The 15,711-nt window shown below is 40.0% G+C and carries 14 protein-coding genes; 5 read left to right on the forward strand and 9 right to left on the reverse strand.

Annotation, left to right across the window (positions count from 1 at the left end; all coding sequences use genetic code 11):
- Nucleotide 1 precedes the first annotated feature (1 nt).
- Complete coding sequence (locus AC4PHB_RS07080; protein ID WP_492135752.1) at nucleotides 2-130, reverse strand: hypothetical protein; 129 nt, start codon at nucleotides 128-130, stop codon at nucleotides 2-4.
- A gap of 103 nt (nucleotides 131-233) precedes the next feature.
- On the opposite strand from AC4PHB_RS07080, the gene AC4PHB_RS07085 reads away from it, so the two are divergent.
- Nucleotides 234-590, forward strand: coding sequence for a transposase (locus AC4PHB_RS07085; protein ID WP_492135739.1), 357 nt, complete (start codon nucleotides 234-236; stop codon nucleotides 588-590).
- A 26-nt stretch (nucleotides 591-616) separates the two neighbouring features.
- On the forward strand, nucleotides 617-1,429 hold the full coding sequence (locus tag AC4PHB_RS07090) for an IS3 family transposase (RefSeq protein ID WP_492137753.1): 813 nt from the start codon (nucleotides 617-619) through the stop codon (nucleotides 1,427-1,429).
- A gap of 67 nt (nucleotides 1,430-1,496) precedes the next feature.
- Here AC4PHB_RS07090 and AC4PHB_RS07095 read toward each other — a convergent pair whose 3' ends face one another.
- From AC4PHB_RS07095 to AC4PHB_RS07105, 3 genes are all read right to left on the reverse strand, one after another.
- On the reverse strand, nucleotides 1,497-3,008 hold the full coding sequence (locus tag AC4PHB_RS07095) for a 4Fe-4S dicluster domain-containing protein (RefSeq protein WP_492135753.1): 1,512 nt from the start codon (nucleotides 3,006-3,008) through the stop codon (nucleotides 1,497-1,499).
- Between the two features lie 26 nt (nucleotides 3,009-3,034).
- Nucleotides 3,035-3,304, reverse strand: a complete 270-nt coding sequence (locus tag AC4PHB_RS07100) for an NAD(P)H-dependent oxidoreductase subunit E (RefSeq protein ID WP_320406019.1) — start codon at nucleotides 3,302-3,304, stop codon at nucleotides 3,035-3,037.
- Between the two features lie 209 nt (nucleotides 3,305-3,513).
- Nucleotides 3,514-5,298, reverse strand: coding sequence for a flavocytochrome c (locus AC4PHB_RS07105; protein ID WP_492135754.1), 1,785 nt, complete (start codon nucleotides 5,296-5,298; stop codon nucleotides 3,514-3,516).
- A 206-nt stretch (nucleotides 5,299-5,504) separates the two neighbouring features.
- On the opposite strand from AC4PHB_RS07105, the gene AC4PHB_RS07110 reads away from it, so the two are divergent.
- Together AC4PHB_RS07110 and AC4PHB_RS07115 are read left to right on the forward strand one after the other, a co-directional pair.
- Nucleotides 5,505-7,205: a sensor histidine kinase gene (locus tag AC4PHB_RS07110; protein WP_492135755.1), complete on the forward strand. Its 1,701-nt coding sequence runs from the start codon at nucleotides 5,505-5,507 to the stop codon at nucleotides 7,203-7,205.
- Nucleotides 7,193-7,948, forward strand: a complete 756-nt coding sequence (locus AC4PHB_RS07115; protein WP_492135756.1) for a response regulator transcription factor — start codon at nucleotides 7,193-7,195, stop codon at nucleotides 7,946-7,948. The genes AC4PHB_RS07110 and AC4PHB_RS07115 overlap by 13 nt, the downstream gene beginning before the upstream one ends.
- A gap of 74 nt (nucleotides 7,949-8,022) precedes the next feature.
- Here AC4PHB_RS07115 and iadA read toward each other — a convergent pair whose 3' ends face one another.
- From iadA to AC4PHB_RS07140, 5 genes are all read right to left on the reverse strand, one after another.
- Nucleotides 8,023-9,165, reverse strand: coding sequence for a beta-aspartyl-peptidase (gene iadA / locus AC4PHB_RS07120; protein ID WP_492135757.1), 1,143 nt, complete (start codon nucleotides 9,163-9,165; stop codon nucleotides 8,023-8,025).
- Nucleotides 9,165-10,607 carry a Na+/H+ antiporter NhaC gene (gene nhaC, locus AC4PHB_RS07125; protein WP_492135758.1) on the reverse strand — a complete coding sequence of 481 codons (1,443 nt, stop codon included), beginning with the start codon at nucleotides 10,605-10,607 and terminating at the stop codon, nucleotides 9,165-9,167. The genes iadA and nhaC overlap by 1 nt, the downstream gene beginning before the upstream one ends.
- A 141-nt stretch (nucleotides 10,608-10,748) precedes the next feature.
- Nucleotides 10,749-12,743 (reverse strand): sigma-54 interaction domain-containing protein, encoded by a 1,995-nt coding sequence (locus AC4PHB_RS07130; RefSeq protein WP_492135759.1) that lies wholly within the window; start codon nucleotides 12,741-12,743, stop codon nucleotides 10,749-10,751.
- A gap of 27 nt (nucleotides 12,744-12,770) precedes the next feature.
- Nucleotides 12,771-14,393, reverse strand: a complete 1,623-nt coding sequence (locus AC4PHB_RS07135; protein ID WP_492135760.1) for an amidohydrolase — start codon at nucleotides 14,391-14,393, stop codon at nucleotides 12,771-12,773.
- Nucleotides 14,394-14,425: 32 nt separating this feature from the next.
- Entirely contained in the window at nucleotides 14,426-15,283 is an 858-nt protein-coding gene (locus tag AC4PHB_RS07140; RefSeq protein WP_492135761.1) for a creatininase family protein, read from the reverse strand.
- A gap of 196 nt (nucleotides 15,284-15,479) precedes the next feature.
- On the opposite strand from AC4PHB_RS07140, the gene AC4PHB_RS07145 reads away from it, so the two are divergent.
- A complete protein-coding gene (locus tag AC4PHB_RS07145) occupies nucleotides 15,480-15,662 on the forward strand; it encodes a hypothetical protein (RefSeq protein WP_492135762.1) in 183 nt (60 codons plus the stop codon).
- Nucleotides 15,663-15,711 lie beyond the last annotated feature (49 nt).

Here is a 15,711-nt window from a genome sequence, read left to right on the forward strand (position 1 = left end):
CTCATGGAGCTCCAATAATAGCAATATCCGCATCCAATTCATTTAGATCCATGCAGATTCTTGATTTAGCAAAGGTTGCAATACCTGTAGGTGCCATATTTACCGGTTTATTCAAGCTGAAATTATTCATGTCTTACCTCCTGCCCAATGTGGGACAAAAAGGACTGGCAAGGACCCTCTTAAGTTTACCATTTAGGGACGGTAAGATATACTAAACTTAGGAGGTGTTCCTTTTGAATAAAATATACTCTGATGAATTCAAATTATCCGTTGTCCTTGACTACTACAGCAGCTCTCTTGGTGTCAGAGCTATTGCAATGAAGTACAATCTTCCTTCAAAAAACTACATCAATAATTGGGAACAACAACTCATTGACAAAGGACTTCTTCCTCCAAACTCTACAAAGCAGGAGAAGTCAGTTGCCAGATCAAAGGAGTCAATCGTTAGAAATGACACTAGGACTCCTCTTGAAAGACATTATGAAGATGAGATAGAGATCCTTAAGGCTCGTATAGAGTACCTTGAGGGTCTTGAATCCTTGAAACCATTTCTTAAAAAAAAAGAACCCGTGAAGCAAAATACGAAGTAATACTCAGTCTTGAGTACAAATACCCCATATGGCTTCTTTGTGAAATAGCCGGAGTAAGCAAAGCATCGTACTACAACTACAAGAGGAATCCTTCTAAGCCCTCAGATTCAAATAAAGTGATAGAAGAACTGATTCTCCTTATCCACAAGAAATCAGGTCGTAGAAAAGGCTACAGGCCCATCAAGGATGACTTAAGAAACATATATCATCTCAATGTGAACCATAAAAAGATACTACGAATAATGCGAGAGAAAAAGATTTCATCAATACTCACAAAGAAGTCCAAAAGGACCAGAGAGCAAAGCATTATCAAAGAAGATTTACTCCAACGTGATTTCTCATCAGCCGTACCTGGCAAAAAGCTTGTAACTGATATAACATATATACCAACAAGAAGAAAGATGATTTATCTTTGCACAGTAATCGATCTGTACAATAATGAACCTGTATCCTGGAATATAAGCGATACTCAGGATAAATATCTTAGCTTAAATGCAATAAAGGCACTTTCCGAGAAGTTCGACCTATCTGGCAGTATCATTCATAGCGATCAAGGTGTCCATTACACTAGCTTGATGTATGTCAATCTTCTAAAAGAGTTGAATGTTAAACAGAGCATGTCACGAAAGGGCAATTGCTGGGATAATGCTAAAGCAGAAAGCTTTTTCGGTCACTTTAAAAGCGAAACTATTCATCTAATGAGTAGAAGGATCAAGGATATCAACGAAGTCATTGAGATAGTTGAAGACTATATGAGATACTATATATACGACAGACCTCAGAAGAAACTTGGTGGATATCCTCCTGGCATATTCAAAGAAAAACAATTATCTGCATAAAAACTAAAAAATTAACCGTACCCAAATAGTAAACCTTTAAGGTAGCATGCCAGACCGTCCCTCTTGTCTATTTATATTTATTCCTGATATCCTCATCTATAGTTTCATTATCCAGAGGTGATTCACATTCTGCCTGTCCCTGGAAGCTTACAACTGCCTTTCTTACCCTGTTTAGCGAAGCCAGGGTTCCAGGCCCTGCAATGCAGCCTCCTGAGCATGCCATGCCCTCTAACAGCATACCATTTTTCTTACCTGCCTTAGCAGTCCTCATTAACTTTACGCATTCATGCAGTGTGGATACTCCCTCTACGTTGATCTCTCTTGAAGGGTCGATCTTCAAGGCTGTTCTCTTAACAGCCTCTGCTACTCCTCCAGCAATGGCATATCCTCTGCCTAGAGATGAAGCATCCTTAATCTCCTTGGAAACTTCGATCTCTGAAAGCTCTATTCCCTTTGCTACGAACATTCCCATCAGTTCCTCAAAGGTAATGACGAAATGGACATAATCCTTTACATCGTCTCTAAGTGCCTCCAGCTTCTTAGATATACATGGTCCGATAAATGCGATCTTAGCATTTGGATTTTTCTTTTTTATGTATTTAGCCGTCTCGACCATTGGAGAAGCAGAGTCTGAAATATATTCATATTGATCAGGAAACATCTTCTCAACCATAATGGTCCATGAATTACAGCAGCTGGTCCCCATGTATGGGATCTCATTTGGAACCTTCTCAAGAAACTCATGAGCCTCTCGCATGGTAGTAATGTCAGCTCCAAGGCTTACCTCTGCAACATCCTCAAAGCCAAGCTGTTTGATGCCTTCAAATATCTGGACCGGTGAAGCCAAAGGTCCAAACTGCCCTAAGAAAGATGGAGCAATTATTGCATATATCTGGTCATTTCCCTTAAGAGCCTTAATAAGCTGATATATCTGTGACTTATCAGAGATCGCTCCATAAGGGCATTGAACGATACAATTCCCACAGGATACGCACTTATCCATATTGATTTGAGCTCTTCCCAGGTAATCGCTGTCTATTGCATTAACTCCACAGGCTGCAGCACAAGGTCTGTCGTACTGAACGATCGCACTATATGGACAGGTATCTCTGCATCTTCCGCACTTGATACACTTATCCTGATCGATTATAGCTCTGTTCTTGCCAATGGACACCGCATTTACCGGACAAACATTTATGCAGGGATGAGCAAGACACTTTCTGCAGTTATCAGTTACAATGAAGGCCTTTGTAGGACACGCTTCACATGCGAAGGTTATTACATTTATAAGCGGCTCAATGAACCTTGTTTCATTCACATCGACCAGTGATATACCATCAGTTATCCTATTGTATTCTGTAGGCTTTCTTGCATTCAGCCCAAGAGTGAGCCTTAATCTCTCATCAACTATTGCTCTTTCACGGAATATACTGTCTCTATATGTAGCTACTTCACCAGGCAATATTTCAAAGGACGCCTTTTCAAGCTCAGCAAGGTCATCTCCTTCATATGCCATCTTAGCGACCTTGGCAAATACCTGCCTCCTAATATTTATAAGATCGACATAGCTTTCTTTCATTTAGTTCTTCCTCCAAACTCTTACTGTCATTTTCTAATTTTGTTGATTATCTTCTCCATTACGATCTGCCCTGTGGCATTTAGTATTACCTCATCGTCAATAACTACGATAGGGGCAACATTCTTGTCTGTGTTTTTACATATATCAAGGCACTTTATTGCCTCGACATCAAGCTCCTCATCGCTGTAGTTGTCAGGATCATCCTTGATAATGTCCTTAAGGTCTTCGATTTGGTCTAGGATACTCATTGAACCAAGCAGTGTACAATTTGAACCGACGCAGACTTTTATCTTCATATGCTCCTCCTAATATTTTTAGACTTCTAATACACTCTACTTCTTCACTAGAATTATATATTATTGACACTCAGTTTACCATAATAGAATAGTATAAAATTAAACAAGCTTTGATAGTATTCTAAAGTCCACTTAGATCGTAACTAATGTCAAACCTTGAACATAATAAAAACCACTCTCATTCACCATGGAACAAGAGTGGTTTATCATTATCTTGCTGCGTTTTGTCCTGCTATTCTTCCAAATACTGTAATATCAGCCAGTGCATTACTTCCAAGTCTATTGGCTCCCTGTATTCCTCCAGTAACCTCACCCGCTGCATAAAGACCTTCTATGACTTTTCCTTCTGTATCCAATACTTGTGCTTGTGTGTTTATCCTTATACCTCCCATTGTGTGGTGAACTGCCGGAGTTGCCTTAAGGATATAGAATGGCCCCTGCTCGATCGTTGAAGGAAGGCTTCTCTTATTGAACTCAGGATCCTTTCCATCGGCTACATAACTGTTGTACCTGTCTAAAGTAGCTTGCAATTCAACCGCATCTATTCCAAAGAAGTCTGCTGCTTCCTTCAACGTATCTGCCTTTACAAGCAAATTGTTTTCATAAAGATATTCTATCTCAGGCCCATGGTTTTCTGCCAGCTTACTATTTACAAAACCGTTGTGATCAACTATTTCATAGCATACATGACCTGTCTGAGCCTTGATTGCCATAGACATAACATCACGTCTTCCAAGCTCTTCAACGAATCTTTTACCCTCAAGGTTCACTATAACAGTATGGCCGTAAAGTCTCGCATCGTCAAAGTAGAGCAGCGTTCCAGTTAGAGGGTCACAAATAGGATATGTCTGTATATACTCCATACCTACAAGATCCGCTCCAATTTCCTCAGCCATGACTATTCCATCTCCTGTACTTCCTGGAGTATTTGTTGACAGTATGCTTTCATCGATCTCTGGGTTGTATTTGACTCTCATCTCGATATTGGATCCAAATCCACCTGAAGCTATTATAACTGCCTTGTTTGTATAGAAAGCATAGTTTGCTTCTTCGCCTTCTGCATTTACCCCGATTACCTTGCCATTCTCATCTGTAATCAATGATGTAGCCTTAGTGTTAAGCAAAATTGGGATACCCATTTCATCTGCCTTAGCAAGCTGCTTGCTGATTATCTCCCTTCCGCTTGCACCCAATGGTATTAGACTTCTCTTAACAGAGTGCCCCCCAAAAAACATCAGCTCATCTTCCCATACTACTCCAACTTCATCCCTCAACCACTCTGCTCCTGCCAGCGCATTCTCAGCCAAAACTCTGACTAACTCTTCATTGTTCTTGTAGTCGCCGCCCTTCAAGGTGTCAGCTATGAACAGTTCAATATTGTCATCGATACCTTCTTTCTCCTGGATCCAGTTAGCTGGAGCGGCATACTCTGCACCAGATATCAAAGTATTCCCACCAGCAAGCGGCATCTTCTCAAGAACTATAACGTCCGCACCTGCAGCTTTTGCTTCAATTGCAGCCGTTAGTCCCGCTCCTCCTGCTCCGATAATTACTATGTCATGAGTTTCCTCAATATTGCTCTTTTCCTTGACCAAAGCTTCTCCGCTTACAGCCTTCAGCATATCTGCAGTTGCTCCAGCTGAAGTTAAGGCTGCATTTACAGCCTCAATAAAGCCATTTGACGTATAAGTACAACCTGAAACAAGATCAACCTCTAGGCTGTTTGACGCTAAAATATTCTCGGTTAGCGTCTCCATTGCTGCATCATAGCCAGGCGTCTCGTTGTGCTCGACAACCTCGATTGCTGTGATCGCATCATTCTCAATAGTAACATTGACCTTGATTTCTCCGCCTTTCCCGCTTCCAACACCCTCATAAACGCCATTTACAATAGCATTCTCTGATTTTTGGTTATCTGCAGGCTTTTCATTTGTACATGCAGCTAGACCAAATATCATTACTACCGCTAACATTATTAAAAGTAGTTTTTTCATTTCTTCCTCCCTTATATTCTACGCAGCATATCCACTGCTTATATTCGTTTATATATTAACATTCTATTTTTCATCTGTATTTAGACTGTATTGACCTATTTTTGTACTTTCAAATACTTTGTTTATTTTTTATCATATTTAATGTATAATAAAGACTAAATTTGCTAAAAAGGTGAAGAAAATTGTCGATACGAACAAAAATTACAATGGCTTTCATATTATGCATAATCATTACATTTACCCCTTTGCTATATTTCCTGGAGACAAAGGCGAAGTCTATCAACATGGATCAAGTGGAGCATCAAACCCTCCTGCTTGTGGACTCAAAATCAAACGAGATAGGCTCCTGGCTTCTACAAAGGATAAGTGAGATCAGAATAATAGAGGAATTCGCAGTTAAAGAGGATTTTCAGCCAAGGAATATCAAACCTTACTTAAGCAATCTAAATAAATCTGTGAGTTCTCAGTATGGAAATTTAAATGAGACTTTTGCCATAGGTTCAGTTGATGGTCGTGGTTGGGTGAATAATGATATTACCATCAACATATTTGGCAGAGATTATTTCAACAAGGTAATGTCATCTGATATGGAATACATAATCAGCAATCCAATTATTTCTAAATCTGACAATAAGCCGATATTTGTCATATGCTACCCATTGGTAAATGATGAGAATGAAAAAGTAGGTTTTATAAACGGAGCAGTAAGCCTCGACAAATTATCTGAAATAACCAGGAGCATAAACGTGTATGATGGATTTTCCTGGATCATGAATAAAAATATGGATATTTACACAATTTCAAAAGAGAGTCTTGTGGCAAATTTTGTTTCAGACACAATACTCCAGGACGTAATCGATCACTCTACTATCAAAAACTCCGGGACAGTTTATGTAAAAAACGCAGCAGGTAAGCCTTCAACTTTATTCTACGCCTCAGTACCCTATACTCAGGACTGGCTTTTATGCACCCTTATTGAGAACAACAATATACATGCCGGTACAAACTCTTTGATAAGCATGCTTACAAAGGCTGGGCTCCTATTATTAGCACTGGCAGTCTTGCTTGCAGTCACCTTATCCTCCACCATAGTAAGGCCCATCTACAGGTTGAAGTCTCATATGATGGAAGTCTCAAAGGGAAACCTGGACTCCGTTTTCGAATCAAAAAATAATGATGAGATTTCAGTGCTTGGAAAAGTATTCAACCAGATGCTTAGAGATATAAAGGTTCTTATCAGCAAAGTTTATGATGCAGAAAAACAAAAGAGGACCTTTGAACTTAGAGCATTACAGTCTCAAATAAATCCGCACTTTCTGTACAATACTCTGGACACTATTCAGTGGAAAGCCTTGGAGTATAAAGCTTTTGACCTTGCCGACATGATCCATTCGCTATCCACATTCTTCAGGCTTTCTCTCAATGACGGGAAAGAGCTTATTACAATAGCAGATGAACTGGATCATGTAAAAAGCTATCTGGAAATTCAAAGCGTCAGATACAAAGAAACAGTAAAATTTGTAATACAAGCTGATGAAGAAGCATCGCAGTGCCTAATACCAAAAATGACCCTGCAGCCTTTGGTTGAAAACTCGATCTACCATGGTCTGAAATTGAAGAAAAATACAGGCGAAATTGCAATTAAAGCTTATATCGAAAATAATTCCGTCACCCTTTCTGTGGAGGATAACGGAATTGGAATGACAGTCTTAACTCTTTCAACTTTAAGGGAAAACTTGGATAAATCGTTGAAATCTGACCACTATGGCTTGTTTAACGTTAATGAAAGACTAAAGCTTACTTTTGATGACAAATACTCTATTCACATAGAAAGTAAATGGCAAGAATTCACAAAAGTGACAATCAACATTCCAAAGGTGAAGGAGGACTCATATTGTTTAGATTAATGATAGCTGATGATGAAGAAACTATACGAAATGGACTAAAGAACCTTATTGAATCGTACGAGCTCGGCCTGGCTGCCATATACACAGCAGAAGATGGCCGAGAAGCGATTGAAATCATAGAAAAACTTCACCCTGAAATAATACTTATGGATATAAACATGCCCTTTGTCAATGGACTAGATGCTATAGAAAAAGTAAGGGAGATCGTTCCGGAATCCAAAATCATTATCATTTCAGGCTATGATCAGTTTGAATATGCACAAAGAGCTCTGGAGTTGGGAGTTTTTAGTTATCAATTAAAGCCTATACAGTATAGGGGCCTAAAGGACATAGTCAAAAAAGCCATTGATGCTTACTGTGAAAGGATGCTGGAAATAAGCAAAATAAAAGATAATACCGAATACCTGGATCAATGCTCAGATATTGGGAACCACGTACTTAAGTATCTGAAAGAAAATTTTATGGACAACGAGCTTTCATTGATATATGTTTCAGAGCAATTTCACATCAGCAGCTCCTACCTGACCAGGATAATAAAGCAAAAAACCGGCCTAAGCTTTACCAATTATATCAATAGCTTGAGAATCAATATGGCAAAATCTCTCCTTAAGAGCAAAGGAGACAAATACACCATAAGCCAGATTTCAGTAATGGTAGGATACAACAGTCAACATTATTTCAGCAGGGCTTTCAAAAATTACACCGGATGTTCACCTAATAGCTTTAGAAATGCTCTTACTTAATAACTAAATTTAAAAATCTTTCTTCAAAAAAACTGGATGATGATCTATAAGATCTTCATCCAGCGCATTGTTTCTTACTCGTATGTTCCTTTTACTATGATTTCCTTATTCTGCATCATGATTTGACCTCTGGCTATTACATATTCCAGATTGAAGTCTTTATCGACTAAAACAAGGTCAGCATCGCTGCCCTCACATACAGTTCCCTTAGCCGGGAAAATTCCCAAAGCTTTTGATACATTTGATGTGAAGTAAGGCAGTGCTTCATCGATACTCATTTTATTATCCACTACCATCTTCTTCAATTCTTCGAACAGGCTGCTTACGGACGATACTCCTATCTTAATGAGATTTCCTTTCTCATCATATCTTGACCAGCTTCCATATCCGTCAGAGCTTATGGTTATGTTCTCCGAAGGTACCTCATTCTCTTTTGCCAGAGCAACAACCCAAGCAGGCGACATTTCATCGTATATCCCGCAGGTAAGATCAATAACTCCGCCTTTTTTAGCAAACTCAAAGGATTCAAGAAGAAGCTCTTTTTTTCTGTTGACATGCGTCGGCCTAAATGTCCTTATTGGAACATCATACTTATTGAGAACGTTGTTTATTGGCTGAAGGCCTTTGTCGCTATTGCCCATATGAGTAACTACTATCCCAGCCTTCCCTGAAAGCATCCCGGCTACTCTGGCATCCGATGCAAGTCTTGCCAGTTCTTCATCTGAAACGCTTGGAGCCCTGTGGTCGGATATGGCGATTTTTACTCCAATCACCTCATCGATGAACACAATATCCTTCTTGACAGACCCTGTTATAGTAACTGAAGGATAGCCGTAGGAACCAGTCACAGCAAGACAACTTATACCCTCTTCCTTTAGGGCCTTAGCCTTTGCAACAAGGTTTTCGACACTTCTTGTTGTTGAATCTGTTCCCAACAAGCCCATAGTGGTAGTAATTCCGCCGCTGATAAGCTTTGAAAGCGTTATTTCAGGAACTCTTGTCTTAAAGCTTCCTTCTCCTCCCCCCCCTGTAATGTGGACATGTCCATCTATAAGTCCTGGCATCAATATTTTGTCTTTGCCATCTATGATGACCATTGCATCACTAATAGGTGACAGATCATCACCTATCATGACAACTCGATCATGTATTATCATTATATCTTTAACACCCAGATTCTCAGGTGAAAAAATATGTGCTCCCTTTATTAAAATCATTAGTTCACCTCAACTGCTGTTTTAGATTCTTTTTCAGGTTTCAATTTAGCGATCCCTATCCCTGTAAATGCCAAAATTATCGCGAATACTATACCCATGTAGTTCATGATCGCCCAAGGCAGATACTCTATTGTAGATACTCCGAGAGTCGTAGACATGTATGCCCCAGCTGCAGACCATGGAATAAGCGGAACAAGTACGGTACCTGAATCTTCAAGGGTTCTTGACAAGTTCTTAGGATGAAGATTTCTCTTAACGTAAGCATCTCTGAACAGCTCTCCTGGTATAAGAATGGACAGATATGAGCTTCCTGTAACAAACGCAACTGTGAAGCATGATGCAATTGTTGAAAGAATAACTCCACCAGTAGTTTTGACCTTCTTCAGCATCGCTTCCAACACAACATCAAGCATACCGGTAACACTCATTATCCCTGCAAATCCCATTGCGCAGAAGATAAGTACAGTAGTAACAGTTACTGATACAACTCCGCCTCGATTAATCAGCGTAGCTACTGTGGGTGCAACTTCTCCGGTAAATCCGGTCATGCTTACATTAAAGCCTTGGATCAAAGAAATAAAGCCGCTTTTAAGAGTGAAGCCCTGTACGAACATACCTATCAATACTGAAAAAAGACTTGTTCCAAGCATTGTCGGGATCGTAGGCCATTTCAATAGTGATCCTGCTATGATCAAAACGACTGGCAATAATAAAATTATATTCCAGTTGAACATCTCACTTAATTGCGCCTGGAGCGTCAAAACCGTCTCAGGAGTAGTTGCTGAACCCGCCGAGTTCATACCTACGATAAAATAAACTACTAAAGCTACAATAGAAGCCGGAATCGTGGTATAAAGCATATGCCTTATGTGCTCATACAATTCTGATCCGGCTGCGATCGGCGCTAGGTTTGTAGTGTCAGACAACGGTGAAAGCTTATCTCCGAAGTATGAACCTGCTACTACAGCACCTGCAGTTGCCGGCAATGATACTCCAAGTCCTGCAGCAATACCCATTATCGCAACACCGATAGTACCGGCAGAACCCCAAGATGTACCTGTTACGGTGGATAGTACAGCAGTAATAAGGAATGCTGTTACCAATAGAAACTTAGGATTTACTATATCAACTCCGTAATAGATTATCATTGGAACTGTTCCCGCATACATCCATGATCCGATAAGTAGACCAACACTCCAAAGAATAAGAGTTGCAGGCAATGCTCTTGAAATCTTTTCGATTACCCCAGCTTGCATCTCATCCCATGTATAACCAAGCTTCCATGCAATAACTCCAGCCACGAAAGCCGACAAAATAATAATTGGCTCTGTTCTTAATTTTAAAACTCCTACGCCAAAGCTTAATGAAATTACCATGAATAAAATAGGAATCATACCTTGTAATAATGTAGGTCTCTTCTTAATTGTTCCCTTTTTTTCCATATTATCACTCCCTCGTCATTTTGCTATGTAGTAATGCAATTTACATGCCAAGGGTATCTATTCATGTAAATATGCCGTATTTCAACGTTATTCCATATTTCTTGGCGATATTATCAAACAAGAAATATGGATATATCCATATCATGGTTGGATATATCCATTCATAATTTTTGTTTTCCCTTTTTCAGTAAGCTTAATACCTATTTTATTCTCCACCTCGACCAAGCCCTCTTCCTTAAGCTCCTGGATCAGCCTCCTAAGCTTGCCTTCGCCTATCTCTGCGGCTTCTTCTTCTGCGATCCGAGCCAATCTTATCCTTCCAATAGGAGCTTCCCCCATCCTCGCAATTGTACTTAATATCCATCCTTTTGAGTCCGGGGCCGCACCACTTGTCTTTGATTCGCTCAATATGTGGGAGTGCAGATCACTTGGCTGTATCAATGAGCCGCTATGGATAAGGCATAGGTATTCTGCAAGATTTCGCAGCTCCCGCACGTTCCCGATCCAGGAATAATCTCTGAGTATCCTCAATGACTCAGGAGTAAAGAAATCCTCAAGATTTGCAATAGCCCCTGTCTTCAGATTCAGATTAATGAACATCCTAAGCAAAAAGTCTATGTCTTTAGGTCTTTCCCTAAGAGGGATCGTATTGAGAGGTAAAGTGTTCAACCTAAAAAACAGATCCAGTCTGAACTTGCCCTGATCTACAAGCTGCAGTAAATTTTTGTTGGTAGCGGCGATTATTCTTACGTCGACCTTGATCTCATCAGAGCCTCCCACTTTCCTTATCTTTTTCTCCTCAAGGACCCTTAACAGCTTAGCTTGGACCTCCAGCGGAGTATCCCCTATCTCATCTATAAAAAGAGTACCGCCATCAGCCATTTGAAAAAGACCGATCCTTCCTCCCTTCAAGGCTCCAGTGAATGTTCCCTCTTCGTATCCAAAGAGTTCACTTTCAACAAGGCTTGGCGATATAGCGGCAATATTTATAGGTATAAAAACCTTGTCTCTTCTGCTTGAATTCTGATGGATGCCTTGAGCAAGAATTTCTTTCCCTGTGCCATTCTCACCGTAAATAAGTATAGTCCCCTCAGTTCTGGCATACTTTTTAGCCCTGTTTAAAACTGCCCTGACACTTGGCTCAACTGTATAATAATCATCAAAGTTATGCATATTCTGCTTGCTTTTAAAAACCTCTCCGCTTGCTGTGTTCTTCAACTCCTGGTTTGTATACTTCAAGGTTGAAAGATAGCCTTTTTTCTGCGAAAAATCGACCTCTATCAGATCCATCTTCATAGTCCGATTTCCAATATTAAGTATAGATGAGCCCTCTTTCAGCTGACCGATGCTGTTGAATAACTCAATTTCAGATACATCCATACCTGCAATATCGTGCCTTTTCAAGTCCAGCATCTGCTTGAACTTCTTATTGTGTATCCTAAGCTTACCTAGATTGTCGATAAACCCTATACCTGAATCCAGACTATTGATTATCGATTCTAATATCTCCTTATTTGCCTGACTCTCTTTTCTTTTTTCATCTATGGATTTTGAGATCTCAACAATATCCTTTAAGTATTCACTGACCAGCAAGTGGGTTTTACCGTCGTCGATGCCAAGGATGCTTATAATTTCAAATATAGTAGATAATCCAAGTATCCTGGTACCCAAGTTTATCATTTTATGCGGAATATATGGTGCAAGCTGAATCTCTCCTGGCGTAACTATAACGCCCAGCTTCGGATATTCGTCAACTCCTGGATAATACTTATGGTATTTTACATGGTCAAGTCCAAGCTCCTCAAGCTGTCCTACAGCTTCATTTGTAGACTCGTATCCATCGTTTACAAAAAGCACGTCAAGACCTGTTTGAAGGCTTATAAGCTCCTGGATATTCCTGTGATTTATAACCCTGTTGGCAACGATATTCCTTATTTTAGGATCGACGTGTACAGTGCCTTTTATTTTAACGTATCCGCTTGTATATATAACTAGATCGCTATCAAAGCTTTTTCCCGGGAGCTCCTTCAGGAGAAGATTTTCAGCACTGACCTCATTTCCGAACAAGCCCTTAAGCTGCTGGATCAATGCCTGTCCTGTGTTTCTTCCGTCACTTATAACCATGATTTTTTTCATAACTGCACCTCTAACTGATTTAATTAACTAAACTCTGTAAACTACCTTGCCGCCCACCATAGTCAATACCGGAAGTATATCCCTTATTTCCATGGGATCAACGGTGAAGATATCTCTGTCCAAGACAACCATATCGGCATAGTAGCCTTCCTTTATCCTGCCTTTCTTATCCTCCATAAACTCCGCATATGCACTTCCATAGGTATAAGCATCTATGGCATCATATATATCTACACATTCATCCGGATAAAAACCATCCTCAGGCTTTCCCTTTGAATCCTTTCGTGTCACCGCACTGTAAATATTGGGGAATGGATTCGGAGATTCAACCGGGCTGTCAGTCCCATAGGAAATATGTCCTCCAAGCTCCTTAAGAGTGTTGAAGGCATAGGATGTAGACGCCATTTCCTTGCCGCATCTATCCTCAACAACATGCATGTCATAATCAAGAAAAATTGGCTGATACATGGCTAATATACCTAGCTTTGCTATTCTTTCAAGAAGAGGCATATCTGTGATCTGACAATGCACAAGTGCATGTCTTAATTTATTCTCCCCATCGACGAATACCTTTTCATAACAATCTATAGTTTGCTCGATTGCAGCATCTCCAATAACATGGGTTATTACCTGCATCCCTGCATTACGTGCAAGCTCACAGTATTTCTCCATTTCATCATTTGAAGTCCATTCGATCCCATAATTACTCTTATCATCTGCATAACCGTTTTTCATAAGAGCAGTCCTTGCACCCAGGCTTCCATCCTTAAAAAGCTTAAGTGGACCAAGAGTAAGCCAAGAATCCTCCGGATACTTTCCCTTAGCAAATTCACCTTTTTCCAAATAATGCTTAAAATCATCCAAGCTGTTAAAGCAGACCTGATGTCTGTATCTAAGCAATGCCTTCCCTTCGTCATATACTCTATGAAACATTTCAAAATATGGATCTATATCAAGTACCGAGGTTCCAATATCGTTACTTTGTACACTTGTAAGTCCGTGGGCAACTGCATATTCCATACTGCTGATAAGCATCTTTTCTCTTTGTTCTACAGTAAAATCCGGGATAATCCTCTTTACGTAATTACATGCATTCTCCGTAAATATTCCATTGGGATATCCATCCTCGCCTATTTCAAAAGTTCCACCCTCCCACTGAGGAGAGTTACCGTCAATACCCAGCATCCCAATAGTTTTAGTATTGGTGGAAAGTATATGACCGCATACCCGCTCCAATATTATGGGTATGTCAGTGGAGATCTTATCCAGATCGAATCTGGTGGGAGTTCTTTTCTCATCGATAAATAGATCTTGATTCCACCCAATTGCATGAAGTCCATCTTTAATACTCTCAGGATTATCCTCCATAAACTTCCTGCACCTCATAATCAAATCATCGATTGAAGTACAGCTTTCTATGCTGACCTGTGCCAAGGTATCCCCAAACATAACTAAATGCATATGTGAGTCATTAAGGCCTGGTATTACAGTTTTCCCCTGACAGTTGATTTTCGTACAATCATCTCCTGCCTTCGCTAAAGCTTCTTCATTGCTTCCAACCATGGTGATAATACCATCTTCTACCATCACAGCCTGAGCAAAATGCTCTCTCTCAACATATACCTTCCCATTATATAGTACAGTCTTCATTTAATCCTCCCCTTGAAATAATCTCCAGTCATTTATCTTTTAAGCTTACTAAGGTACTCGCTTGTATCAACCTTCATGTCCTTTATATCATTTACCAGCTTAACTATAGGCTCAATAGTAGCTGCTATTACCCTCTCACCGATCTCCTTGGAATGTCCTACAGGATCCCCCAACGGCCCTGGACTTCCTTCCTCGCCCCAATATGCCTCTGCGATCTTCGGAATTTCAAATGAAGTGAAGGTTATTCCAGCAGGTGCTACAGGCATAAAGTTGCTAAGCTCCTTTGGAAAGCCACCCGGGATCCTTCCCACTACCTTATCTTCTCTTACCTCAGCACCAAACACTTCAGATACTGAGGTCTCGATCAGACAGGCATGCCCCCAAGCTGGTGGCTTATTCATTTCACTTAGTATCTTTTGAACCTCTGCTTCAGGAATTACAAAGAAATTACACAGAGCAAAAAAGGCTCCTGTCTCCTTTGTAACCTGTCTCATTGCTTCCTCAATGAATGGCGGGTTTGGATAATGCCCATTAATAAAGATTATCTTCTTGAACCCCATCTTTATCAGTGATCTAGACACATCCTTATATACATTTACAAGAGTCTCAGGCTCCAGTGTAAATGTTCCAGGGAAGCTTCTAAAAACAGGTATATCGGAATATCCAAATGGGATAGTAGGTGAAATGACTGGCTTTGCCGTATCATATGTAGCCTCTGCAACTCTTTCCGCGATTCCTGTGCAGATAATGTTGTCAACATTGATCGGCAAATGTTGCCCATGCTGCTCAGTTTGACCTACGGGAAGCAAAGCTATGTCTGTTTCTTTAAGTCTTTCCTTAATCTCAGGCCATGCCATATCCTTAAGGTAAATATGTTTTGACTCAATCATTTTGATCATCCCTTCCAAGTCATTTGGATACTTCTACCCTATTTTATCGACATCACAAACACACATTATAGATAGTATATCATTTTTACGGCCCCTTAAATATATGCCTACAGTCATAATTGAGTCATAGTCCTCTGTTATAAATAGTATATGGTCAATGTGATCATATAGAACCCAAATAACAAGGAGGACTAAAATGAAAAAATATTTATCTCTGACAGTACTAAGCCTACTAATCTTTGCATCCTCATCTACTTCATTTGCAGCAAATTATGTATCAAGAATGGCGGTAGAAAAAGGCGGGCAGCATGTTGCTCAATGTGCCCAGGAAATGGAACGAGGAGTATCACAGTGCTTACAAATGACTGACTGTGAATAGTTAATTATCCCCTTATAGATTGAAAGGTCCTTCAACATATCGAAGGGCC

This window comes from Gudongella sp. QWL-04, assembly GCF_058683975.1.